Source organism: Streptomyces sp. NPDC001508, assembly GCF_040298665.1.
GTDB lineage: Bacteria > Actinomycetota > Actinomycetes > Streptomycetales > Streptomycetaceae > Streptomyces.
Genome location: NZ_JBEPAP010000001.1, coordinates 321,448 through 344,606, shown reverse-complemented (window position 1 = coordinate 344,606; position 23,159 = coordinate 321,448). Strand labels below are relative to the sequence as shown.

Annotated in this window: 22 protein-coding genes; 18 read left to right on the top strand and 4 right to left on the bottom strand. The window is 70.9% G+C overall.

Annotation, left to right across the window (positions count from 1 at the left end; genetic code table 11):
• Window positions 1-15 precede the first annotated feature (15 nt).
• Together ABT245_RS01465 and ABT245_RS01460 are read left to right on the top strand one after the other, a co-directional pair.
• Window positions 16-921 (top strand): MurR/RpiR family transcriptional regulator, encoded by a 906-nt coding sequence (locus tag ABT245_RS01465; RefSeq protein ID WP_351727523.1) that lies wholly within the window; start codon window positions 16-18, stop codon window positions 919-921.
• Between the two features lie 7 nt (window positions 922-928).
• Entirely contained in the window at window positions 929-1,621 is a 693-nt protein-coding gene (locus tag ABT245_RS01460; protein WP_351727522.1) for an HAD family hydrolase, read from the top strand.
• A 483-nt stretch (window positions 1,622-2,104) separates the two neighbouring features.
• On the opposite strand, the gene ABT245_RS01455 is transcribed toward ABT245_RS01460, so the two are convergent.
• Window positions 2,105-2,875 carry an IclR family transcriptional regulator gene (locus ABT245_RS01455; RefSeq protein WP_351727521.1) on the bottom strand — a complete coding sequence of 257 codons (771 nt, stop codon included), beginning with the start codon at window positions 2,873-2,875 and terminating at the stop codon, window positions 2,105-2,107.
• Window positions 2,876-2,968: 93 nt separating this feature from the next.
• Between ABT245_RS01455 and ABT245_RS01450 the strand changes: the two genes are divergently transcribed.
• Entirely contained in the window at window positions 2,969-3,364 is a 396-nt protein-coding gene (locus ABT245_RS01450; RefSeq protein WP_351727520.1) for an MFS transporter, read from the top strand.
• Between the two features lie 43 nt (window positions 3,365-3,407).
• Here ABT245_RS01450 and ABT245_RS01445 read toward each other — a convergent pair whose 3' ends face one another.
• Window positions 3,408-5,054, bottom strand: coding sequence for an amidohydrolase (locus ABT245_RS01445; protein ID WP_351727518.1), 1,647 nt, complete (start codon window positions 5,052-5,054; stop codon window positions 3,408-3,410).
• 751 nt (window positions 5,055-5,805) lie between these two features.
• Here ABT245_RS01445 and ABT245_RS01440 point away from each other — a divergent pair.
• Complete coding sequence (locus ABT245_RS01440; protein WP_351727516.1) at window positions 5,806-6,528, top strand: TetR/AcrR family transcriptional regulator C-terminal domain-containing protein; 723 nt, start codon at window positions 5,806-5,808, stop codon at window positions 6,526-6,528.
• 332 nt (window positions 6,529-6,860) lie between these two features.
• A complete protein-coding gene (locus tag ABT245_RS01435) occupies window positions 6,861-7,616 on the top strand; it encodes a bactofilin family protein (protein WP_351727515.1) in 756 nt (251 codons plus the stop codon).
• Window positions 7,617-7,815: 199 nt separating this feature from the next.
• On the opposite strand, the gene ABT245_RS01430 is transcribed toward ABT245_RS01435, so the two are convergent.
• The gene (locus ABT245_RS01430; RefSeq protein WP_351727514.1) at window positions 7,816-8,613 is read right to left on the bottom strand and encodes an alpha/beta fold hydrolase; all 798 of its coding nucleotides are present in this window, start codon (window positions 8,611-8,613) and stop codon (window positions 7,816-7,818) included.
• Between the two features lie 352 nt (window positions 8,614-8,965).
• Between ABT245_RS01430 and ABT245_RS01425 the strand changes: the two genes are divergently transcribed.
• The 13 genes from ABT245_RS01425 (at window position 8,966) to npdG (ending at window position 22,220) form a co-directional block, all read left to right on the top strand.
• Window positions 8,966-9,670, top strand: a complete 705-nt coding sequence (locus tag ABT245_RS01425; protein WP_351727512.1) for a TetR/AcrR family transcriptional regulator — start codon at window positions 8,966-8,968, stop codon at window positions 9,668-9,670.
• A 332-nt stretch (window positions 9,671-10,002) separates the two neighbouring features.
• A complete protein-coding gene (locus ABT245_RS01420) occupies window positions 10,003-11,355 on the top strand; it encodes an MFS transporter (protein ID WP_351727510.1) in 1,353 nt (450 codons plus the stop codon).
• A complete protein-coding gene (locus ABT245_RS01415; RefSeq protein ID WP_351727509.1) occupies window positions 11,352-12,425 on the top strand; it encodes an asparaginase domain-containing protein in 1,074 nt (357 codons plus the stop codon). Before ABT245_RS01420 ends, ABT245_RS01415 begins: the two co-directional genes overlap by 4 nt.
• 110 nt (window positions 12,426-12,535) lie before the next feature.
• Window positions 12,536-13,501, top strand: coding sequence for a PDR/VanB family oxidoreductase (locus tag ABT245_RS01410; protein ID WP_351727508.1), 966 nt, complete (start codon window positions 12,536-12,538; stop codon window positions 13,499-13,501).
• Between the two features lie 79 nt (window positions 13,502-13,580).
• Complete coding sequence (locus ABT245_RS01405) at window positions 13,581-14,837, top strand: Rieske 2Fe-2S domain-containing protein (protein WP_351727506.1); 1,257 nt, start codon at window positions 13,581-13,583, stop codon at window positions 14,835-14,837.
• Complete coding sequence (locus tag ABT245_RS01400; protein ID WP_351727505.1) at window positions 14,827-15,732, top strand: alpha/beta fold hydrolase; 906 nt, start codon at window positions 14,827-14,829, stop codon at window positions 15,730-15,732. Before ABT245_RS01405 ends, ABT245_RS01400 begins: the two co-directional genes overlap by 11 nt.
• A gap of 40 nt (window positions 15,733-15,772) precedes the next feature.
• The gene (locus ABT245_RS01395) at window positions 15,773-15,943 is read left to right on the top strand and encodes a hypothetical protein (protein WP_351727503.1); all 171 of its coding nucleotides are present in this window, start codon (window positions 15,773-15,775) and stop codon (window positions 15,941-15,943) included.
• The gene (locus ABT245_RS01390) at window positions 15,933-17,285 is read left to right on the top strand and encodes a M20 family metallopeptidase (RefSeq protein WP_351727502.1); all 1,353 of its coding nucleotides are present in this window, start codon (window positions 15,933-15,935) and stop codon (window positions 17,283-17,285) included. The genes ABT245_RS01395 and ABT245_RS01390 overlap by 11 nt, the downstream gene beginning before the upstream one ends.
• A complete protein-coding gene (locus tag ABT245_RS01385) occupies window positions 17,282-18,217 on the top strand; it encodes a DODA-type extradiol aromatic ring-opening family dioxygenase (protein WP_351727500.1) in 936 nt (311 codons plus the stop codon). Before ABT245_RS01390 ends, ABT245_RS01385 begins: the two co-directional genes overlap by 4 nt.
• Before the next feature lie 73 nt (window positions 18,218-18,290).
• On the top strand, window positions 18,291-19,148 hold the full coding sequence (locus ABT245_RS01380) for an alpha/beta fold hydrolase (protein ID WP_351727498.1): 858 nt from the start codon (window positions 18,291-18,293) through the stop codon (window positions 19,146-19,148).
• Window positions 19,145-20,194, top strand: coding sequence for an LLM class flavin-dependent oxidoreductase (locus tag ABT245_RS01375; protein WP_351727497.1), 1,050 nt, complete (start codon window positions 19,145-19,147; stop codon window positions 20,192-20,194). Before ABT245_RS01380 ends, ABT245_RS01375 begins: the two co-directional genes overlap by 4 nt.
• Window positions 20,191-21,519, top strand: a complete 1,329-nt coding sequence (locus ABT245_RS01370; protein ID WP_351727496.1) for an MmgE/PrpD family protein — start codon at window positions 20,191-20,193, stop codon at window positions 21,517-21,519. The genes ABT245_RS01375 and ABT245_RS01370 overlap by 4 nt, the downstream gene beginning before the upstream one ends.
• A gap of 26 nt (window positions 21,520-21,545) precedes the next feature.
• Window positions 21,546-22,220 (top strand): NADPH-dependent F420 reductase, encoded by a 675-nt coding sequence (gene npdG, locus ABT245_RS01365; RefSeq protein WP_351727494.1) that lies wholly within the window; start codon window positions 21,546-21,548, stop codon window positions 22,218-22,220.
• 138 nt (window positions 22,221-22,358) lie between these two features.
• On the opposite strand, the gene ABT245_RS01360 is transcribed toward npdG, so the two are convergent.
• On the bottom strand, window positions 22,359-23,081 hold the full coding sequence (locus ABT245_RS01360) for an IclR family transcriptional regulator (RefSeq protein ID WP_351727765.1): 723 nt from the start codon (window positions 23,079-23,081) through the stop codon (window positions 22,359-22,361).
• Window positions 23,082-23,159: the final 78 nt, after the last annotated feature.

Below are 23,159 nucleotides of genomic sequence, written 5' to 3'. Positions count from 1 at the left end.
GGTATGGTCCCTCACGTGACAGCGAAGAAGAGCGACAAGACGAACAGCCCGCCACGCCTGCGTACGGGCAAGGTCGCCGCCCGGATACAGGCGGGCCGGACGGGGCTGGTGCCCAGTGCGCTGAAGGTGGTCGAGGTGATCGTGCAGGACCCGTCGCGGGTGCTGACCTCCTCGGTGTCGGAGGTGGCCGACTGGGCCGGGACCGCGGAGTCCACCGTGATCCGGGCCTGCCAGCGGCTGGGGTTCAAGGGATTCCATGACCTGAAGCTGGCTCTGGCCAGTGATCTGGCCACTCAGGAACGCGACCGTGACGACCTTGAGCGTGCCGAGGAGGTCGGCCCGCGGACCCCACGGCGGGAGATTCCCCGTCAGGTGCTGCACAACAGCGCCGTGATCATGCAGGACGTCGCCCGCACTCTGGATCTGGACGCGTACGAGGGAGCGCTGGACGTACTGACCGAGGCCCGGCGGATCCTGGTGGTCGGCAACGGCACGTCGTCGGCGCCCGCGCAGGACTTCGCCTACCGGCTGACCACACTGGGACTTGTGGTGCAGGCGCCGCCCGACACATTCGCCCAGCATCTCATCGCGCGGGCACTGGAGAGCAGGGACGCGGTGCTCGCGATCAGTCACACCGGTGCCACCAAAGAGACGCTGACCGCGGTCGAGGCGGCCCACCACCGTGGAGCCCGGGTGGTGGCGGTGACCAGCCATCTTCGTTCGCCGCTGGCCACACGCACCCATCATCTGCTGGTTGCGGGCGGCCCGGACCTCGGGTTCCGCCTGGAGGCGATGACGACCCGGCTCGCGCGTCTGGCCGTACTGGACACGTTGTTCGTCGGGATCGCCCTCAGCCGTCCCAAGCGATCCCGTGAGTTTCTCGATGCCATGGCCGATGTGACGGCCGAACACACCCTGTGAGGTTTCTGTGTCCGATGTCCGACTTCCCTGCCGTCTGGCCGCACTCGACATGAACGGTACGACCATCGCCGACAACGGGGCGTTCGAGACCGCACTCCACGCCGGACTCGCCCGTGTGGGAACGCGGTTCCCCGACGAGGACACACTCAGCCGACTGCGCGGTATCGCCAAGGCGGACCTGTTCCGCCGGCTGGTTCCGGATGCGGACCTGCGGGCGACTGCCTACGAGACGTTCATCGAGTCCTTTCTGGACACCATCGCGGGCGGTGGCGTCACCGCCGTTCCCGGAGCGGGCGAAGCCCTCGGGGAACTTTCCGCGCTCGGTGTCTCCGTCTGCCTGATGACGGGTTTTCCCCACGAGATCCAGTCCGCCATTCTCGACGTACTGGGGTGGCGGAGCCTGGTCGACGCCTCGGTCAGCTCCGACGGCGTCCCACACGGCCGTCCCGCTCCGGACATGGTCCTGCGGGCCGCGGAACTGACCGACTGTCCCGACCTGCGCACGGTCGCCGTCGTCGGCGACACCGTCAGCGACCTCACCGCGGGCCACCGGGCCGGCGCCGGCCTCGTCATCGGGGTGCTCACCGGCGCCCACACCGCCGAGCGACTCGCTGCCGCGCAGCCGACCCATGTCATCGCGAGTGTGGCCGAACTCCCCGCCCTGGTCACCGGCTTGACGTCGGCAGGAGAACGGCGATGAGCACAGGAAGCCCCCGGAGCCGGCCCAAGCCTTTCCGCACCCCACTGGCGTCCACCTGCTGAGCGAGGTCTTCCCCCACGCACACCCGGATCTCACCGCCGCCGCCCGGCAACTCGGCCTTCACGTCGGCTGCTTCACAGCGTTCGCCGTGTCAGCACCCATGCCGGCCCGCGTACCGTTGCCCGGTGGTGCGGATCTTCGACGGCACCTCAAGCGCGATCAGCCTCGACACCTGCGAAACGGCCGGCGGCCACGGGCGATGGGATGAATTCCCGCTGCGCGTGGCCATCGCGCCGACCCGTAGCCACCATTGCGATCTCCTCGCTCACCGACCACCTGTGCCGGCCCCTGCTTCCGGCAGCGGCTGTGGCCGGGCAGTGGGCAGGCGGCCGGGCACCCAAGGGCACGGTCCCCCCCCGCACACACGAACCGCTGTTGGAGCACCAGCCTGCGGCACACCGGTGCCGGTCCCCTCGGAGAGGTTCAGCGGTTGCCCGGCTGGAGGGGCCGCGCCAGAGCGGCTTCGAGGCCGCCGGCGGCGGCACGCACCCGACGGGCGATGTCGTCGATCCGAGGAATCAGCCGTGACGTCGGTCCGGAGATGTTGACGACCGCGACGATGTCGCCGACGGGGTCGCGGACGGGGACGCCGACCGAGGTCAGGCCGATCTCCACTTCCTCGCTGGCCACGCTGTAGCCGCGCCGTCGTTCGGTGTGCAGTCTCTCCAGCAGTTCATCGAGGTCGCGCGGGCCGGTCAGGCCGTGGGCCGGGGCGAGCAGGTCGTCCGCGGTCAGGGCTTCGACGAGTTCGTCGTCGGCGTCGAACAGCAGGGCGCGGCCCGAGGCGGTGCAGTGCAGCGGGGAACTGCGCCCCACCCAGCCGCCGGCCCGCAGTGACTGCGTGGATTCCTCGCGCAGCACGGTCAGTGAGCGATTGGCCTGCTGGACCGAGAGCAGCGCGACCTCGCCGGTACGTGCGACGACCTTGCGCAGGACCGGCCGGGCCGCGCGCAGCAGCGCTGTGTCACCGGCGCCGGAGGCCAGTAAGAGCAGAGGCCATCCGAGCCGGTAGCGGCGGGTCTCCGGGTCCTGTTCGACCAGGCCGCTCGGTTGGAGCGCCTGCAACATGCGGGAGACCTGGCTGCGTTCCCGGCCGACCGCACGGGCCAGATCGCTGACCTTGTGGTCGCTTCCGGCGCTTTTGTCGGCGAAGGCGAGCAGTAGGGTGGCCACCCGTTCGGCTGATGAATCCATGCCCCATAGCCTCCCACTTTGTTGCTCTGAGAACAACGAACGAAGAGACGCAGTGAGATTCTCCTGTGATTTACGGGCATGTGCGTTGTCCTAGTGGCAACACATCTGGTCACCCGATGGGTGGGGGCGCACACTTTCCGCACCGCACCGCTGCTGCTGCTCCCGCTGGGTGTCCTTCACGACCTGCCGATCACGCTCGTGATCGTGCTCTTCGCGGCGCTGGCCTTCGCGCTGTCGGCGGCCGACACCCTCGCGTTCGTCTACCCGCAGGAACTCTTTCCCACGCAGCTGCGTGCGACCGGTGTCGGTGCGGCCGTCGCGGCCAGCCGGATCGGGGCCAGTATCAGCACCTTTCTGCTTCCCGTCGTGGTGGACGCCTTCGGGATCCGTACGGCCATGACGGCACTGGTGCTCGTCCTGGCCGTCGGGGCACTGTCCTGTCACCGCTACGCCCCGGAAACGGGCCGTTCCGGTCTGGGCAGCCAGTGATGTGATGCGGTGACCGTGGCTGTGGCCCCGCGATCCTCACATGTCAGGCGTCGTGGGCGGCGTGGACGCGTTCTCCTTCGACGTAGGTGAGCAGGGCGCGGGTGTGCGCGATGTCACGGGCCGGGCCGTCGAACGGGTTGCGGTCGAGGACGGTGAGGTCGGCGAGTTTGCCGACCACGATGCTGCCGGTGTCGTCGAGGTGGTTCACATATGCCGAGCCCGCGGTGTAGGCGGCCAGTGCTGAGCCCAGGTCGAGCCGCTGGTGCGGGAGGAACACGGGGGTGGCGGCATCGGCGTCGGGGGTGGTGCGGTTGACGGCGACATGGATGCCGTGCATCGGGTCCGGTGAGGAGACCATCCAGTCGCTGCCCGCGGCCAGGACCGCTCCCTCGCGCAGCAGGGCCCCGAAGGGATACTGCCAGGCGGCGCGTCGCTCGCCGAGGTAGGGGATGCACATCTCGTCCATCTGCTGCTCGTGCGCGGCCCACAGCGGCTGCATGTTGGCGGCGACTCGCAGGGTGCGGAAGCGCGGCAGGTCGCGGGGGTGAACGACCTGGAGATGCGCGGCGTGGTGGCGAAGGTCGCGGCGACCTGAGGCGGTGTGAGCGGCCTCGACGGCATCCAGCACCTCGGTGACCGCACGGTCGCCGATGGCGTGGAAATGCACCTGGAAGTCCTCCGTGTGCAGCCGGACGACGGCCTCGCGCAGCAGCTCGGGGTCGACCATGGACAGGCCCCGGTTGTTCGTGGCGCAGCCGCAGCCGTCCAGATAGGGCTCGGAGAGGGCGGCGGTGAAGTTCTCGGGCACCCCGTCCTGCATGATCTTCACGCTGCCCGCGGTGAAACGGCCCACGGTGCCCTTCGCACGCCGGGCGAGCAGGTCGTCGATCTGCTCCAGGCCGCGTTCCCGGTCCCACCACAGGGCGCCGCGTACCCGGGCGGTGAGCACACCGGTGCGGGCCGCCTCCAGGTAGGTGCCGAGCTGGTCCTGCCAGCCGCCGTAGGCGCCCACGATGGCGTCCTGCCAGGCGGTGATGCCGAGCGCATGCAGATGGGCCTGGGCGGCGAGCAGGCCACGCATCAGCTCGTCCTCGGTCGGATGCGGGGCGAGGTCGCCGACCAGGACCATCGCCTGCTCGTGCAGCACACCGGTCGGGTTGCCGTCGGCGTCCCGCTCGATCCGGCCCCCCACCGGGTCGGGTGTGTCCCGGGTGATGCCGGCGATCTCCAGGGCCCGGGAGTTGGCCCAGGCGCTGTGCCCGTCCCTGACCGTGAGATAGGCGGGCCGATCCGCAACGACCGTGTCCAGCTGTTGCCGGGTGGGGAGCCCGCCCGGGAACGCGGGGAACGACCAGCCGCCACCGGTGATCCAGGGCTTGTCCGGGTTGGCCGCCGCGTACTGGGCGATCGCCGCGGCGTACTCCTGCGCGGTGTCGTGGGGGGCCAGATCGCAGGTGAGCATGGTGAGGCCGGCGAAGACCGGGTGCACATGGGCGTCCTGGAAGCCGGGGACCAGCAGACGGCCGTGCAGGTCGATCCGTTCGGTGCGCGGGCCGATGAGTTCGCGCACCTCGGCATGGCCGACTGCGGTGATCCGCCCGCCGCGTACCGCGACGGCGGTGGCCCAACTGCGGGCCGCGTCACCGGTCCAGACGGGGCCGTTGGCGAAGACGAGATCGGCATGTGTCACGAGGAAGCCTTTCTGCGGTGGGGCGGGGCACGGACGCGCGGGGTGGGGCGGGATCACGGGTGCGGGGTGGGGCTGGGTCACGGGCGCGGGCGTACGGTTCGGCGGTGGCCGGCGGTGGCCGGCGGTGTGCGGGCGGTGTGCGGGCGGTGAAGTACGGGGCCTTGCGCCGACAGCGGTTCCAGACGGCCGGCGGCAGTCCGGCCGGCAGGATGACGAGGGGCAGGACGCTCAGGGACCGGCCGTCGGACGAGGAGAAGCCGCACCCCGGGCGGGGCACGCCGCAGCCTGGGCGATCTAGGGCGTGTTCCGAATGTCCCGTCTGGCCCGCGACGCCTGGCACGGCACTCCCCCAGCCTTCGGCCGGGAGGTGCCCCCACGCCGCGTTGTCGGGACCGTCCGCCCCAGTACGAGGACGACCCTCCGCCCTGCGATGCACCGCACCAGACGCCGCGGGCCCCGCCCTCCGGGCGGACGACGCTACTTTCGAAACACGCCCTAGGCGCCGGGCCTGCCCCGGCGGAAGGCGGGGAGTCGGACGAGGCCGATCGCGGTGCCGTCATGGGCGCCTCCAGGCTGACCGAACGCGGGGGACGGGGGCCGTTCGCTGCGGCGGGCGGCGCCGCGAACGGGTGTGGGTGGCACTATGAAACGAGCGTGTCATCACAGTTGTCAATGGTGTTGACTCGGAGACCGGTGATCCGGTCGCCGGGCCTGCGGGCACAATGGGCGCGGAGCGTAACCAAGGGACCGGGTGGAGATCGACATGGCGGCGGACGGCCGGAACGGACGGCGCGCGGTGGCGCTGTCGCCGCAGCGCATCATCGAGGCGAGCCTGGAGCTGCTGGAGAGCGACGGCCCGGAGAAGTTCACCTTCCGCGCGCTCGGGGCCCGGCTGGGAGCCGACCCGACCGCGGTCTACCGGCACTTCCGCGACAAGGACGACCTGCTGCTCGCCATCGCCGACGAACTGCTGGCCCGCTCTCTTGAGTCCTTCGAGCCGGCCGCCAACTGGCGGGAGACGCTGCGCACCCTTTGTCTGCGCATGCGGAAGGTGTATCTGGCGCACCCGCACACGGCGGTGCTCGCCACCATCCGGACCACCCGCCGACCCGCCGAGATGCGGGCCGTCGAGCTGATCCTCTCGGCGTTGGCCCAGGCCGGCTTCTCCCCGGACCGCGCCGTGTACTACTACCGTGCCCTGGCCGACTTCGCCCTGTCCTGGTCGTGCATGGCCGCCACCTACGCCGCCCTCGACGCGGGCGCCCGCTCCGGTGACGAGTCCGCCTGGGGACGCGAGTACGCGCTCGCGCCCGCGCAGCGCTACCCGCACCTGGCCGCAGCCGCCCCCTACCTTCCGGAGGTCGACGAGGAGGAGAACTTCGCCCTCGCCCTGGACCTGATGCTGGAAGCCATCGCCGCCCGCGCGGCGAACACCGGCACCGAGGAGGCCGGGGCGCGGACACCGGCCTCCTGACGATGCCGCCCGCACGGCGCCGAGCATCCTCGCCCGCGCATACCGCCGGCGCCTCCGATCGGCGCGTACAGACGTCGCCGACTGCTCCCCGTTCCTCAAGTCGGCGCTGTTCGTCAGCGGCAATCGCGTTACCGGAGCGACGCAGCAGTGGAAAGGGGTCCACCGTCCCGATGCCCATACCGGCGTGCCGCACGCCCCAGGGACGAGTTGAGGATCATGGACGCGGACGGCACGCGGATCAGCTGCTTCGCCACCGACAACCGAGGCCCGGACGGCGCCTCCTGGCTGTGGGGGCGGGTGCGTTGTCGGTGCGGGCGCTTACTGTTTCGGCCATGGAGACGATCTATCAGACATGGGCGGAGACGGTCACTCTGTTCGAGCGACGCGGCTTCCCACAGGATGCGTACGACAGCCTGGACGAGGAGGAGTACATACTGCACCCGGGACCCGCGGCACTGCCCGGCTCGCTCTGGCTGGACGACCACCAGTACCGGCATCACAATCCCTGGATCAAGGCCGGCGGCCGACCCGAGTACGAGGGAATCGACGGCGCGGTCACCGGATACGTCATCGACGGCGACCTCCGCGTCGACGGCAACATCCTCAACCTGGACTACGGCAGCCCGTCACTGATCGTGCTCGGCGACCTGGTGGTCGCCAACCTCGTCCTCAGCGGTACCTCACACCTCCTCGTTCAGGGCGACATCGAGGCCGAGACCTTCGTCGGCACCTCCACCGAGCAATATGTCGAAGTCCTCGGTGACCTGCGAGCCACGCTGGCGATCATGTGGGACGAGTTCCTTCCCGAGGTCGGCGGGCGGCTGCGCGGGCGGGCCCTGGTACCCGCCTATCTCGACCTCGACGGCTGTGGCCTGGCCGTCGATGACCCCGCGCCGCACGCCGGCCTGGCCGACCTCGTGGTGCCGGAAGTCCTCCTCGCCGACGGCGACACCCCCGGCGACGACCTCTACCTCGCCGACACCGGCCTGCGCTACGAGCACATGATCGACCGGATGGTGCGCGGGCTGCCCGTGGTACGCGGTGGGCGCACGGTCACCCCGCTGAAGGAGCTGCCGCACAAGCAGTGAGCGTGAGAGGTCGTGCGGATTCCCGGCCGTGTCCGGCCCCCTCCTCCACCGGACGGCTTCGGGCAGTGTGTGCTTGGTGATGCGCCCTTCCCGCATCACCGGCACCACGTTCGCGGGGCCGCCGAGCACATCGGTCTTGAATGCCGCGGGCTTGCCGGACCACATGTCGTACACGAGGGCGGCCAATTGGCGCGTGCCGTCAGTGATCTGTCGCCTCGGCGGCGACGGCTGCCAGGACGAGCCGGGCGAACTCCTCCGGCCGTTGTTCGGGCAGTGGCACGCCGGCGCCGGGCACGATGTGTCCCTTGGCCGACAGCGCGTTCACCAGGGGCTCGAAGCTGGGCATCGACGGGTGATCGTCCTGGCCGCAGACGACCGTCGCCGGGGCGGTGATCTTCGGCAGCCTCTCGTCCATCGGGTACAGCCGGACGGCGATGTGGCCGTCCTCCGCGCGCTCCAGTACGCGCAGGGCGTCGGCCATGAACCGGTTCAGCGCGGCTTCCTGCCCCGGCTCGTAGAAGTGTCGGCGCCGGTTCCACAGCTCCAGGAGGTGGGAGCCGTCCGGCTTCGGCTGCACCCAGTCGACGGGGCGTCTCCACGCCGCGCGGGCGCGCATCTCCGGGGTGATGAACGGGACCGCGGAGAGCACCAGGCTGCGCACCCGGGGGCCGAGCCGCGCCGCCACCTCCACGGCGACCACTCCGCCGGTGTGGTGGCCGACCAGATGGAACGACCCGAGTCCCAGCCCGTCCACCAGATCCTCGACCCCGTCGGCGAACATCTCGATGCTCTGGTCCTCCGCGGGTTTCGCCGAGGCCCCGTATCCGACGGTGTCCATCGCGATGGCCCGGTGACCGGCGCCGACCAGCGGCAGCACATCCCGGTACTCGGCCCATGAGCGTGGAGTCTGGTGGAGCAGCAGCACGGGCTCGCCCTCGCCGCACTCGACATAGTGCAGTTGGCCGAACCGGCTGGAGACGTAATGGGCGGTCAGCATGTGAACTCTCCTGACGTGGACAGATTGGCGAGGGCCGAGGCGTTCGGGTCGAAGGGGATTTCCGGCTCGCTGGACGGTCACCACGGACGATTCCCCGGCTTGCGGCAGCCAGGCACAGACGCTGGAAGACGACGGGGCACCGCGCGGACGGTCCGTCCGTCGTACATGCCCGGGGTGTACGGCGGTGCGTTCGTTCACTTTCTCGCCGTACTTTGTACGGGTGGCTGGATCCGCGTCAAGAGGTCGGGCCGACCGGGATACGCGACCTTTGTAGACTCAGGACGGCTGTACGGTGTGCTGTACGAGGACGGCTGCCGCTGAGATCCGGCGGTGCTAGGAGAGGAGATCCCCCGTGGCGGGTCCGCGGTCGCGCACGAGAGCGCTCACATCCGAGCGGATCATCGAGGTGGCCACCCGGATCTGCGACGAGGAGGACATCGAGGTGCTGACGATCCGACGGCTCGCGTCGGATCTCGGTGTCGGTGCGATGACGCTCTACAGCTACTTCCGCAGCAAGGAGGAGATCCTCGACGCGATCGCCGACCACGTCATGGGTGCCTTCCGGCTTCCCGCCGCCGAGGAGACCTCGCCCGCGGCGGTCGTGCGGGACCTGGCGCTGGCCTTCCTGGAGATGATGCGGGAACACCCCAGCATGGTGCGGCTCTTCTCCACTCGTGTGAACACTACCCCGGAGTCCATGCGGGGCGCGTTCGAAGCGGTCATCGGGCGGCTGCGCGAGGCAGGCTTCACCGACGGGGACGCGGTGCGCGTCTACGGTCTGATCGTGCAGTACAGCCTGGGTTTCGCCAGCTATCAGGCCCCTCGGCCGTGGGGGAGGCCGGGCCTGCCCGACGCCGAGGAACTGCGGCGTCAGCGCCGGCACTTCTACGCGGCCCTGCCGCAGGGCGGCTTCCCCAACATGGTGGAACTGGCCGATGAGCTGACCGCGCTGCCGAGCGACGACCAATTCCGCTTCGGGCTCGAATGCCTCATCGAAGGCGTGCTGCGGCGGGTCCCGGCCGGTTCGGCGGGCGACGCGGCGTCGACGACGTCCTGACACACGGCGCGCAGCCGTCCCCTTCTTCCGACCGCTGTCATGTTCAGCGCTGCCCTCTCGGCGTCCCGTTATGGGCACGGTCGGGAGTATTGACGACGTACGACCAACGGTACATAGTACGAGCACTTGGTGGCCTCTGGGTCGGGTGACCGCCCGACGAAGCAGGCCGCACGGGTCATGGACCGACGCCTCATCGGGTCGCAGGCATTCTTCGATTCTCCCGGCACACGGGACGACGCGGCCCCGGCGTGGCGATGCACGCTCCGGCTGCCGCGGGAGCGTCGGCGCATCTCGTTCCCAGGCTTCGCCGTCCCCTCGGACAAAGGACCTTCATGACAGCTACCGATGTTCGTGCATCCCGCCGGAACCAGCGCAACAAGGCGCTGGTGGCCAGTTGGCTCGGCACCACCGTCGAGTACTACGACTTCTCCATCTACGGACTGGCGTCGTCAGTGGTGTTCGCGCAGCTCTTCTTCCCCCACTCGGATCCGCTCATAGGCACACTCCTGTCGCTGTCGACCTTCGCCATCGGCTTCATCGCCCGGCCGGTCGGCGCGATCGTGTTCGGGCACTTCGGGGACCGGCTGGGCCGCAAGTCCACTTTGGTCGCCACGTTGGGCCTGATGGGCGTCGCGACGTTCGCGGTGGGGCTGCTGCCGACCTATGGCCAGGCGGGGAGCCTGGCCCCCGTCCTGCTGATCATCGCCAGGCTCGCTCAGGGATTCTCCGTCGGCGGCGAGTACGGCGGGGCGATCCTGATGACCGTCGAGCACGCCGACCGGCATGAACGCGGCTTTCGCGGATCACTGGTCAACACCGGGACCTCGGCCGGGCTCCTGCTGGCCAACCTCGTCTTCCTGGGGGTTCTCCAACTGCCGGACGACCAGCTCCTGGCCTGGGGCTGGCGCCTGCCGTTCCTGCTGAGCGCGGTGCTCGTCGGCGTAGGTCTCTTCGTACGTCTCAGTCTGGAGGAGAGCCCCGAGTTCGAGGCGGTCAAGGCGGGGAACGCGGTCGGCCGGCTTCCGGTGGTCGATGTGTTCCGTGAGTGCGGCGGGCGGGTCCTGCTGGTGGCTCTGGGCATTCTCAGCGCCGGGGTGGCCTTCACCCTGGCGACGGTGTACAGCCTGGGATACGGCCAGACCGGTCTGGGGCTGAGCAAGGACACCATGATCTCCGTGCTCCTCCCGGCCACGCTGGTCATCATCGTCTGTGTGCCGCTCGCGGGGAAACTCGCGGACCGGTTCGGGGCCCGGAGCGTGTTCCTCGCCGGAGCGGCGTCGCTGGTCGTCCTGCCGTTCGCATGGCTGGCACTGCTGCAGACACGGCAGTACTGGCTGATGCTGCTGGGCTTCGTGCTCCTCTTCATCGGTTACTCCGCGAACTACGGAGTGGTGCCCGCGTATTTCTCGCAGGTGTTCCCGGCCCGTCTGAGATTCACGGGTATGTCGATCGGGTTCACCGTCGGGCTGATCGCCGGAAACGCGTTCGCTCCCGACATCGCCGCGTATCTGCTGCATGTGACGGGCGGGTGGCTCGGAATCGCGGTGTACATGGCGGCCATGTCGGTCGTCTCGTTGATCGCGGCCCTGTTCCTGCGTGAGCCGGCCGCGGACACCACCACGCCGCCCGCCCCGGCTTCGCTGGTGGCCGACGGCAGCACGGCGGGGACACGGGGCGAGCCGTGATCAGCCCGGGCACCCCACAGCCGGCCGGCGCGCGGGTCGCCGGCCGGCCGGTGGTCGCGTGGATCCCCACCGGCGGGACCGTCGAGGCATGGGGGCACGACCGGCTCGACCGTACGGCGTACGGAGAAAGCGGTCGGTGGAGGCATCCGCGCGACATCCTGGCGGACCTGCCGGAACTCGCGTCCACGGCCGACGTCCGACTGGTCGCCCCCGCCGAGGCGGAACGCCCCCGGCCGCCCAGCCACGCCTGGACGGTGGGGGACCTGCTCGGCCTCGCCCGTTCGGTGGCGCGTACGGCGGCCGACTCCGAGGTGACGGGTGTGGTCGTCAGCTGTGGCACCAACGGCCTTGAGGAACTGGCGTTCTTCCTCTCCCAAGTCGTCGGCGCTGGCACCCCGGTGGTCGTCACCGGGGCCATGCGCCCCGCCTCGGCGCTGGGCGGCGACGGTCCGCTGAACCTGCTGAACGCGGTCCGGGTGGCCGCGCATCCGCGCTCGGCCGCTCGTGGCGTGCTGGTGGTGTTCGACGACGCGATCCTGCCGGCCCGGGACGTGACCAAGACGGCCATGTATCGGCTCGGCGCGTTCCGCTCCCCGGAACTCGGCCCGATCGGTTTCGCCGGCCCGGACGGCGAGGTGGCGTTCCACCGGAGCACCGAAGGACCGCGGACCGGGCCGCCGTTCGACCTGGACGCGCTTGCGTCCGTACTGCCACGTGTCGATGTCGTGGTGTCGTACCTCGGCGCCGACGGGGCCCTGGTCGACGCGGCGGTCGCCGCCGGGGCGGCGGGGATCGTCAGCGCGGGGCTGGGCGCGGGATACCCCACACCGGCGGAACAACGGGCCCTTGAGCGCGCGGCGCGCAAAGGGGTCGTGGTGTGCCAGGCGTCACGCGTCGGCTCCGGGAGGGTCGTACCGCACGCCGGAACGAGGACCGGTGGATTTCTCACGGCCGCGGACCTCAGCCCGTGGAAGGCGAGGCTCCTGCTGAGTCTCGCCCTGGCCGACCGGCGGCCACACGCGGCGATCCAGCAGCTCTTCGATGTCCCGGTGACGGACGTTCCCAGGTAGGCGACGAACCCCACGGCCTGCGGAAACCGACGGCCCGGGGTCAAAAGCATTGACGTTCGTGCAACGTACCGTACATAGTACGAACAGGTTCGACCCCTTAGGAGGAGACCGTGAACGAACCACTGGACGACGACGGCGTCCTCGATCTACGGGTCGAGCAGATCCGCCGGGAATCGGAGGGAGTCGTCTCGGTGACCCTTGCCGACCCGCAGGGCGCCGCCCTGCCGGCCTGGACCCCGGGAGCCCACCTGGATCTCGTGCTCCCGGGCGTCACCCGGCAGTACTCGCTGTGCGGCGACCCGCACGACCGATACGAGTACCGCTTCGCGGTGCTGCGCGAGGAGCGCTCGCGGGGCGGCTCCCGGTTTGTGCACGAGACCCTGCGGGTCGGCGACCTCGTCGAGGTGGGCGGGCCCCGCAACCGCTTCCCCCTGGTGCCCGCGCAGCGGTACCTGTTCCTCGCGGGCGGCATCGGCATCACCCCGGTGCTGCCGATGATGGCGGCTGCCGAGGCGGGCGGAGCGCAGTGGTCGTTGGCGTACGGGGGCCGGCGGCGTTCGTCGATGGCCTTCCTGGGCGAACTGGCCGCCTACGGCGACAAGGCCGACATCGTGGTGGAGGCCGAGCACGGCCCGCTCGACCTGGACGCCCTGCTGGGCACACCCCGGGACGACACCGCGGTGTACTGCTGCGGCCCCGAGGGCCTGCTCCTCGCCGTCGAGCAGCGGTGCGCGTCCTGGCCCGAGGGCAGCCTGCACATCGAGAGGTTCAGGGCGAAGGCTCCGGCGGCGGACGAGGCCGCGCACGACCGGGAGTTCGAGGCGGTCTGCGAACGGACCGGGACGGCCGTGCGCATACCCGCGGGCCGGTCGGCCCTCGACTGCCTGGAGGAGGCGGGGATCGCCGTCCCGAGCGCCTGCCGGGAAGGTGTCTGCGGAAGCTGCGAGACCAAGGTACTGGCGGGCGAGGTGGATCACCGCGACTCACTGCTCTCGGCGAGCGAGCGGGAATCGGGGCACACCATGATGCTCTGCGTCTCCCGGGCCGCCTCCGACCGGCTGGTGCTGGACCTGTGAAGCACCGCCGTCCCCGGCCACCCGCGGGGCTCCCCGCCGAACCGGCATCGCAGCTCGGAAATGGACTTGGAGATCAGCCATGGTGAACAGCCGGAACAACGCGACAAGCGGCTCCGGACCCGTCGAGGAACCGGTCGTGGCCCGGCGCAGGCCGCGTACCCCGGCCACCGCGCGGCCGACCGTCGCCGCGGCGGCCGAACGGCCGGTGTCGGACCCCGAGGGACAGGACTGGTCCGCTTGGCCCGTCTACAACAGCGCCACCCTCGGCTTCCGGAACTACTGGTACCCCGTGCAGTGGAGCGGCCAGGTCGGCGAGAAACCCGTCCCCATCACCCTGCTCGGCGAGAAGATCGTGCTGGTCCGGGACAAGGGCGTGGTCCGTGCGCTGCACGATCGCTGCCCGCACCGCGGGGTGCCCCTGTCCCTCGGCCGGCGCCAGTATCCCGGCACGCTCAGCTGCCCCTACCACGGCTGGACCTACGACCTGACCGACGGCAAGCTGTGTGCGGTCCTCACCGACGGCCCCGATTCGCCGATCTGCGGCAAGCTGTCGGTCCGCACCTACCCGGTCGCGGAGCGGCTGGGGCTGATCTGGGTGTACGTCGGAGACGGCGAGGCCCCGCCGGTGGAACGGGACATACCCGAAGAACTCCTCGGCGAGCCGTTCGTGATGGGCGGCAGGACCGACATCCGCCCGGGGAACTGGCGCTTCGCCGCCGAGAACGGATTCGACGAGGGCCACGCCAAGTACCTGCACAACACGGCCCTGTGGCGGCTGTTCAAGGTCATGCCGGCCTGGAACAAGACCCGCATCGTGGAGTCCGGGTCCTGGCTCATCCGCGTCCAGGACGAGGTGCACTGGGAGGCCGACTTCCCCGGTCTCGGCACCTGGACCAACAAACGCTGGTGGAAGCGGGCCCCGCTGCCGGACCGCCCGGGCAAGTCGGACAGCATCAACCCGGTCATCGCCGGGATGGACCTCCCCGGCTTTGTCTCGGTACGCCTTCCCGGACTGCTCCGGGTGGCCTACCCCCACTTCATCCACTACGAGTGGTACGTCCCGGTGGACGCCGACCACGTCCGCTATGTGCAGATCATGGTCCGGTTCGAAACAGGAACCAAGGCCACCGTGTTCAAGGCCAAGTACCTGGCCGCCATCCGCTGGCTCTTCCACGGACAGTTCACCGGCCAGGACGCCTGGATGGTCGACGTCATGGACGCCCCGCCGGAGCGGCTCTACCGCCCGGACCTGTCCCTGACCGCCTGGCGCCGCCACATCGAACGCAGCAGCCCGGTCGTCCAGCCCTCACCCATGGCGCGCGCAGATGACCGCTGAGCGTCCCTCCGGACGACACATCGACGTACGCGGACTGGGACTGCGGGTGACCGAACTCGGCACGGGCGGCACACCCACCGTGCTGCTGCACGGCGGCGGTCCGGGCTGCTCGGCCTGGACGGACTTCGCGGCCGTCGCCGGACCACTCGCCGAGCGGCGCCGGCTGATCCTGGTCGACCTGCCCCAGTACGGCGACTCCGACAGCCCCGACATCACCGGACCGCTGTTCACCTTCCACGCCACACACCTGGCGGGGTTGCTGGACGCCCTCGGGATCGCCCGCGCCGATTTCGTCTGCCAGTCGCTCGGCGGCTCCGTCGCCCTGCGTCTGGCGGCCGATCACCCGGACCGCGTCGCTCGCCTCGTGGTCACCGGAAGCCAGCCGATCCCTCCGCCCAAGCCGCAACCGTACGACGCCAAGCTCGCCGTGCGGGCCCGCGAGGAGTACTACGGCGACGGCGGGCCGAGCCCGGACAAGATGCGCGCCCTGATGACCGCACTCGAGTGGTACGGCCCGGCCGGCCCGCCCGCGGCGACGGTGGCCCTGCGATACGCCCACAGCACCACCCGGCGTGCGCGGGAACTGGGCACGGACCCCGCACGGCGAGGCACCCCCGAGGACCTTGCCGACGCGCTCGCCCAGGTCGCCGCGCCGGTCCTGCTGCTGTGGGGCGCGCACGACCCGTTCTGCGGCCCGGACTACGCCCTCGCCCTGGCACAACGGCTGCCGCGCGCCGACGTGTTCGTTCTCGGCCGGACCTCGCACCACCCACAGGAAGAGCGGCCCGCGGACTACGCCCGTGCGGTCGACGCCTTTCTGACGAACAGCCCGGACGGCCCCGACTGCCTTGACGGCATCGACGGCCCCGACGGCCGCCCGTCTTCCCATCCGTGATCGGCGCACCGCGCCCAGAACAAGAGGAGGTTCATCCCCCATGCCACGTACCGCACTCCTGACGGGGCTCGTCGGCGCCCTCGTCGCCTTGGCCGCCGCCGCACCCCTTCGGCGCGCCGGAGCCGCGTTGATCCTCAAGACCACCGGCACCGTGGTCCGCGACGAGCGGCCCCGGGCCCACACAGCAGGTGTCACCCCCGATGGCCGCTGACACCGTCGGCCTCGACCCCCGGCGACGGGCCTGGCTGGAGGCCGCGTGGAAACAGATCGACGACCGTCGGCTCACCGAACTGATCGTCGGCATGGTGGGCATCGCCAGCCCGACCGGGGAGGAGGGCCGACTGGCCGCCTGGCTGGCCGACCGGCTCGTCGAGTCCGGCGCCGAGGGCCGTCACCAGCCGATCGACGAGTCCCAGGGCAATGCGGTCGGCCGGCTGCACGGCGACGGCACCGGCGTGGATCTGCTGCTGTACGCCCCGATCGACACGCTGACCGTCGGCACACAGGAGGAGGACCTGCCGTGGGCCGGCCCGGTGCTGCGCCCGGACATGCGCCCGGAACCCACCGTCGAGGGTGACTATGTCCTCGGCCTCGGCGCGAGCAACCCCAAGGGGCACGGCGCCTGTCTGATCGCCGCCGTCGAGGCGGTCCGGCGGGCGGGGGTGCCGCTGCGGGGCGATGTGCTGGTCGGCCTGGGTGCGGGCGGTATGCCGACCAACCGGCGGCCCGTCCCGGGCGCCCGGTACAACGCCGGTCAGGGCAACGGCTGTTCGTTCATGCTTGAGCAGGGGATGTGGGCGGACTACGCGCTGATCGCCAAGCCCGGCTGGACGACGGCCTGGGAGGAGGTCGGCCTGTGCTGGTTCGAGGTCCGTCTCCACGGGACCTACGGCTATGTGGGCAGCCGGCACCGTATGACGTACCGCAATCCCATCGTGGACGCGGGCCTCGTGATCGCCGCGCTGGAGCGGTGGCTTCCCGAGTACACTGCGCGGCACACCGACGGGCTGGTCGCCCCGCAGGGCAACATCGGCTCCATCGAGGGCGGCTGGCCCCGGACGGCCTCGCTGTCGCCCGCCCTGTGCCGGTTCACCGTCGACCTGCGGATCAGTCCCCGGACCAGCCCCGCGCAGGCCCGGCGCGAGTTCGCCGCGGCGATGGACGCCATTCGCGCCGCCCACCCGGGAATCGACCTGGACTGGGAGATGACCCTCGCCATCCCCGGCACCTCCACCCCCGAGGACAGCTGGATCGTCCGCGCCGGCAAGGCCGCCTGGGAGGAGATGGAGGGGCGGCCGCACGAACCGATCCTGCTCACCAGCGGCGCCACCGACGCCAACATCCTGCGCAACCGGGGCATCCCCACGGCCCGGATCGGCATGGACCGCATCGACGAAAAAGCCCCGTTGGCGCTGGACTTCCCCTCCGGAATGAACGTCGTGGACCTCCGCGAGGCCCATCGCCTGACCCGGTGCCTGGTGCACGCCGTGGTCAACACCTGCACCCGTACCAGGGCGGAAGTGACCGCCGCGGAAGGAAGTGCCCCGTCATGAGTTCTGTGGTCCTGGGTGTGGGTGCTTCCCACAGCACCCTGATGAACACGCACTGGAAGGAGGTGGACCATCTGCCGGGGGCGCACCGGTTCAGGGACGGACTGCTTCAGGCCCGTCGAGTGCTGGCCGAGGCCCGCCCGGACGCGGTCGTCATCATCGGCTCCAACCACTTCCGCGGCTTCTTCCTCGACCTGATGCCCGCGATCACCGTCGGTGTCGGCGAGGTCCTGGGCGCGGGCGAGGCCGGGACGCCGTCCGGACCGCTGAGTGTGGACACAGATCTGGCCCGCCATCTGGTGGACTCCCTGGTCGACGACGGGTTCGACCCCGCGTTCTCGCTCCGGCTGACGGTGGACCACGGCATCACCCACAGCCTTCAGCACCTGGTGCCGGAGCTGGATGTGCCGATCGTTCCCGTGGTGATCAACATGTTCGCGCCGCCCCTGCCCGCGCTGGCCCGCTGCCACGCCCTCGGCCGGGCCATCGCCTCCGCCGTCGGCCGTGACGGCGCGGACAAGCGGATCGCCGTGATCGCCTCCGGGGGGTTGTCCCACCAACTGCCGTGGCCCGCTTGGTTCGACGCGCTCAGCGACGACGACCGCTTCCTGGTCGAGGCGTGGCTGAACGGCCGTCACTCATGGGCCGAGTACGAGGTACGGCGCCGGCAGATCATCCGGGCCGCCCGGCCGCAGATCAACGAGGACTTCGACCGGCGCTTCCTCGCCATGGTCGAGGCGGGCGACCTCGGCCCGCTGCTCGGCCTCAGCTCCGCTCAGGTGGCGGCCCAGGCGGGCAACGGCGCCCAGGAGATCCGCGCATGGATCGCGATGGTCGCCGCTCTCGGCCCCTGCACCGGACGCACGCTCGCCTACGCCGCGATGGACGAGTGGCTCACCGGCATGGGCGTCGCCGTACTCGAACCACGTTCCTGACCTGCCCGACCTTGCTCAGCCCCGCCCGACGACCTTTCGACCTTGCCTTACCTTGTCACAGGAGATATCCCACATGAGCATCTGGACCGATCTGACCGGTGTCGACTTCCGCCTCGGACATGTGAACGCGGGAGGGATCCGCACCCGGGCGCTGCAGGCCGGTGCGGGCGAGGCCGTGGTGTTCCTGCACGGCACCAGCGGCCACCTGGAGGCCTTCGTCCGCAACATTCCCGCACACGTGGCCGCCGGATACGCCTGCCACGCGATCGACATGATCGGTCATGGCTACACCACCGGCCCCGACTACCCGTACCGGATCCCCCGCTACGTCGAGCATGTGCTCGCCTACCTGGACGCCTGCGGCATCGACCGCGCCCACTTCGTGGGGGAGTCCCTCGGCGGTTGGGTGGCCGGTCGGCTGGCCGCCGACCACCCCGACCGGGTGAGCCGACTGACCCTGGTGGCGCCCGGAGGCACCGTCGCCAACCCCGAGGTGATGGAACGCATCAGGACCAGCACCCGCAGGGCGGTGGAGAGCGACGACATCGCCTTCACCCGCAAGCGGCTCGAACTGCTCATGTACGACCCCGCCGAAAGTGTCAGCGACGAACTGGTCGCGGTCCGCCATGCGATCTACCACCAGCCGGAGTTCGTCAAGGCGCTGCCGAACCTGCTGTGTCTGCAAGAGATGGACAACCGCCTGGAGGACCTGCTCAGCCCCGAGCAGATGGCCCGGATCGGTGCCCCGACCCTGATCGTCTGGGGTGCGGAGAACCCCTTCGGTGACGTCCCCGAGGCCCACGCCCTGCACCGGAGCATCCCCGGCTCGACCCTGGAGATCTTCCCCGAGTGCGGCCACTGGCCCCAGCACGAGCACGCCGACCGGTTCAACGCCCTGCACCTGGAGTTCCTGCGCGGCGGGCAGTCGTGAGCGCCCCGGAGCGGAACGGACTTCGGGTCGGCGTCCGCATTCCGCCGTGCGACCGGGTGGACCGGCTGGTCGAGACCGTCCGGCGGGCCGAGGGACTCGGCTTCGACCAGGTGTGGTTCCCCGACTCGCAGTTGCTGTGGCGGGACGTGTTCACGGTGCTGACCGCCGCCGCCCTGTCCACCGAACGGATCGGCCTGGGCAGTGCGGTCACCAACCTGGTCACCCGGCACCCGGCCGTCGTCGCCTCGGCCGCGCGCAGCGTGGCCGAGATCGCCCCGGGCAGGTTCACGCTCGGCCTCGGCGTGGGCAACAGCTCGGTCGCCCCCATCGGTATGCGACAGAGCACCGGTGCGCAACTGCGCGAGGGATTCGCGATGCTGCGAGCACTGTTGGAGGGACGCGAGTGGGACTTCGGCGGCGTCCGGTCCCGTCTTCGTGACCCGGGCCCGAACATGCCGATCCACCTGGCCGCGAGCGGCCCCCGGAACCTGCGGCTCGCCGGGGAGATCGCCGATGGTGTCATCCTCCTCAGCGGCGTCTCACGCAAGACGCTGGCCAGTGCCACCGCCCGGGTCCGGGAAGGGGCGGAGGCCGCGGGCCGGAGTGTTGCCTCGATCCCGCTGACCGTCTCGGCGTACTGCGCGGTGACCGACGACGTGGAGGCCGAAGCCCGGCTGCTCAAGCCGATCTGCGCGTCGATCGCACAGAACGGCGGAGCCCCGTTCCTCGCGCTCGCCGGGATAGAACTGGACGTGCCCGCACAGGTGGAAGGTGTCTACCCGGATCTCGTCCACGCCGAGGACTGGGCCGCCGCCGTCAAGATCTGCTCGCAGTGGGTGAGCGACGAGGCGGCCCTCCGCTTCGCCCAGGCGTTCTGTCTGTTCGGCACCGCGCGGGAGATCACCGAACGGCTCAAGGCGCTGCACACCGACGGAGTCACCCATGTCTTCCTGCAGCATGTGGGCTCCTACGACCCGCCCACCGAGCTGGTCGAGACCGTCGGCTCCGCGGTGCTCCCGGCCTTGCAACGCGGGGACACCCGGTGAGCGTGCTGGAGGAACTGGCCGAGCGCGGCCGACGCGGCCTGCGTGCGGCCAAGGCGGCCACACGGTCGACGGCGGCTCTGCACGTCCTGGACACGCTGGGCTGTGTGGTGGCCGGTTCCTCTCATCCCCTGGCGGCGCAGCTGGAGCGTTTTGTGACGCGGACCGGCGACAGCGGTCAGTTGTGCACGCCGGCCCTGGCCGGGACACACCCGCTGCGCACCACGGTGCTCATGGAGTCGGTGCTGGCCCACGTCGACGAGTACGACGCCCTGCATCCCGCCGCCGCGGTGGTGCCGTCGGCCGTGGTGGTCCCGGCCGCCCTGGCCGTCGCCGACCGCGAGGGGCTGCCGGGCAGTGCCGTCACCGACGCGGTGATCGTCGGCTATGAGGTCGTCGTCGAGGCGGGGCTGCGGTTCGGCGGGCCGAACCTGTACGGCAGGGCCTGGTGGCCGACGTCGGTGTTCGGCGCGCTGGGGGCGGCGGCGGCCGTGGCGAACCTGCTGCGGCTGGATGACGAGGAGACACTCGCGGCCCTGGGGATCGCGGCGGCCGGGCTCGGTGGGCTGCTCAGCACGGACGAACTGGGCACAGGGCACTACCTGCTCGCCGGACGCGCGGCGGCCGACGGGACGGAGGCCGCCTACCTGGCGCGCGCCGGTGCCCGGGCCAGCCGCACCCTGCTGGACGCGCCCGGGGCCGCCGCACTGGGGGCGAGCGCGGCGGCCCCCACCTGCGACAGGATGCCGCACCTGGACGACTGTGTGTTCAAGGCGTACCCGTGCGCCCGGCCCCTGCACGCGGCGCTGGAGGCTCTGGACGCTTTGGCGGGCAGGGGAGTGCCCCTGCGAACGGCTCGTCGGCTGAGGATTCTCCTGCCCGCGGCACTGCTGCGTTTCGTCACGGCCGACCGTGCGCCCGCGGGGCCGACGGAGGCCGCGGCCAGTGCGGCCTTCGCCGTCGCGGCCTGGCTGAACGGCGCCGCCGCGGACGTCTCCTTCTTCCGGGGCGCCCTTCCCGAGGACACACCGGAGGTGGTCCTGGGCGCCGCCCCCGACCTGGACAGCGGTCTGCCGGACCACTGGGGCGCCCGGGTGATCGTCGATCTCGCAGATGGACGGCAGGCGGAGCAGAAGATCACCGGCGCCGAGCAGGACGTCACCCGGTCCGCACCCGCGGAGCCGGTCACGGCCAAGTTCCGCCGCCAGACCGGCGCCGGCCGCGACGACCCGGACTGGCAGCGCTGGATCACCCGGTGTCTCTCACTGGACACCGTGACAGATGTGGCCGGCCTGCGGCAGACGCTGTGCCGGCTCACCGGGCGGTAGCGCCCCTCGCACAGCAAGGAGTCACCATGCCCCCGTACCAGATCGCCGTCATCGGCGGCACAGGCCCCCAGGGCAAGGGCCTGGCCTACCGGTTCGTCAGGTCCGGCCACCGCGTCACCATCGGATCGCGGTCCGCCGAGCGGGCCCGGAACACGGCCGCCGACATCGCCCGCCGCGTGGGCGAGACCGCCTCGGTCAGCGGCGCGGACAACGCCGCTGCCGCCGGGGCGGCGGACGTCGTGCTGCTCGCCGTGCCCTACAAGGGGCACGCCGAACTGGTCGCCTCCCTCAGCGCCCGACTGGCCGGCAAAGTACTGATCAGCTGTGTCAACCCGCTCGGCTTCGACAAACGCGGCCCCTATGGCCTGGACGTCGCCGACGGCAGCGCGGCCGAGGAGGCGCAGCGACTGGCTCCGGAGGCGAAACTGGCCGGGGCGTTCCACCATCTGTCGGCCGTGAACCTGTGGAGCGAGGCCGAACTGCTCGACCACGAGGACGTGCTCGTCTGCGCGGACGACGAGCAGGCGAAGGCGGTCGCCGTCGAACTCGCACGCGTGGTCACGGGCCGTGCGGGCATCGACGCGGGCGCGCTGCGACTGGCCCGGCACCTGGAACCGCTCACCGCCACTCTGATCGGCATCAACCAGCGGTACAAGGTGCGCTCCGGCATTCGCGTCGCCGGCCTGGAACACCCGCGATGACCACCGGTCCGCGCGGGCGGCCCGGCCGGGCCGCCCGTCGCCCGCACGGCTCGACCTCGGCTGAACCGGGCCGGTGCCGAGGCCCTTGAGCAAGGCCGCGCGACGCCGGCCGGCCGTGTGGCCCGCCGGGCGCTGCGCTCATGGGCCGCAGCGCAGCGCGCGTGACAGACCGAGTGCCGCTGTCCGTACGGCCGGGGCGAGTTGGGCCGGCCTGAACCGGCCGCGGGGTACGGCCACCGACAGCGCGGCCACCGCGGCGGGCCCGTCGAAGACGGGGGCCGCGATACAGCTGACCCCCGGGGCCGCTTCCTCCTCCTCGTAGGCGAGGCCCGCGACCTGAGCCTGTTCGACGGCGGTGCGCAGCCGCTCCGGATCGGTGATCGACTGTGCGGTGAGGCGGGGCAGCGGTGCGGCAAGGACCTCCTCGGTCAGCTCGGCACCGGAGAAGGCCAGGAGTGCCTTTCCGACGCCGGTGCAGGTCAGCGGCAGCCGCCCGCCGATGCGGGACGGCAACCGCAGTACCTCATGGCCGTGGATGCGCTCGACGTAGACCACCTCATGGCCCTCGCGGACCCCGAGGTGCACCGTTTCGTGCGTGGCCTCGAACAGGTCCTGCAGAAAGGGCAGGGCCGCCTCGCGCAGATCACGTCGACGGGGCACCAGTGAGCCCAGCTCGAACAGGACCCCGCCGAGCCGGTAGCTCTCCGCGTCGCGTTCGAGGAGACCGAGACGCACCAGATCGGCGCACACACGGTGCACGGTGGTCTTGGCCAGGCCCGCGCGCGCCGAGAGTTCTGTGAGACGGAACGACCCGCCGTCCGGGCGGAAGCAGTCCAGGACCGCTACCGCCTTGTCGAGCATATTGCCCTGTGTGCTGTTCCGTGTCATGGAACATATTTTGCCTCGGCTGAGGCCCTGCATCTATACGTGGGGTGCGTG

Bases quoted from the DNA above. Each gene is read 5' to 3' on its own strand.
- ABT245_RS01455 (WP_351727521.1), bottom strand. From the start codon at position 2,875: ATGGATTCATCAGCCGAACGGGTGGCCACCCTACTGCTCGCCTTCGCC.
- ABT245_RS01435 (WP_351727515.1), top strand. From the start codon at position 6,861: ATGGAGACGATCTATCAGACATGGGCGGAGACGGTCACTCTGTTCGAG.
- ABT245_RS01430 (WP_351727514.1), bottom strand. From the start codon at position 8,613: ATGCTGACCGCCCATTACGTCTCCAGCCGGTTCGGCCAACTGCACTAT.
- ABT245_RS01420 (WP_351727510.1), top strand. From the start codon at position 10,003: ATGACAGCTACCGATGTTCGTGCATCCCGCCGGAACCAGCGCAACAAG.
- ABT245_RS01405 (WP_351727506.1), top strand. From the start codon at position 13,581: ATGGTGAACAGCCGGAACAACGCGACAAGCGGCTCCGGACCCGTCGAG.
- ABT245_RS01400 (WP_351727505.1), top strand. From the start codon at position 14,827: ATGACCGCTGAGCGTCCCTCCGGACGACACATCGACGTACGCGGACTG.
- ABT245_RS01395 (WP_351727503.1), top strand. From the start codon at position 15,773: ATGCCACGTACCGCACTCCTGACGGGGCTCGTCGGCGCCCTCGTCGCC.
- ABT245_RS01390 (WP_351727502.1), top strand. From the start codon at position 15,933: ATGGCCGCTGACACCGTCGGCCTCGACCCCCGGCGACGGGCCTGGCTG.
- ABT245_RS01385 (WP_351727500.1), top strand. From the start codon at position 17,282: ATGAGTTCTGTGGTCCTGGGTGTGGGTGCTTCCCACAGCACCCTGATG.
- ABT245_RS01380 (WP_351727498.1), top strand. From the start codon at position 18,291: ATGAGCATCTGGACCGATCTGACCGGTGTCGACTTCCGCCTCGGACAT.
- npdG (WP_351727494.1), top strand. From the start codon at position 21,546: ATGCCCCCGTACCAGATCGCCGTCATCGGCGGCACAGGCCCCCAGGGC.
- ABT245_RS01360 (WP_351727765.1), bottom strand. From the start codon at position 23,081: ATGCTCGACAAGGCGGTAGCGGTCCTGGACTGCTTCCGCCCGGACGGC.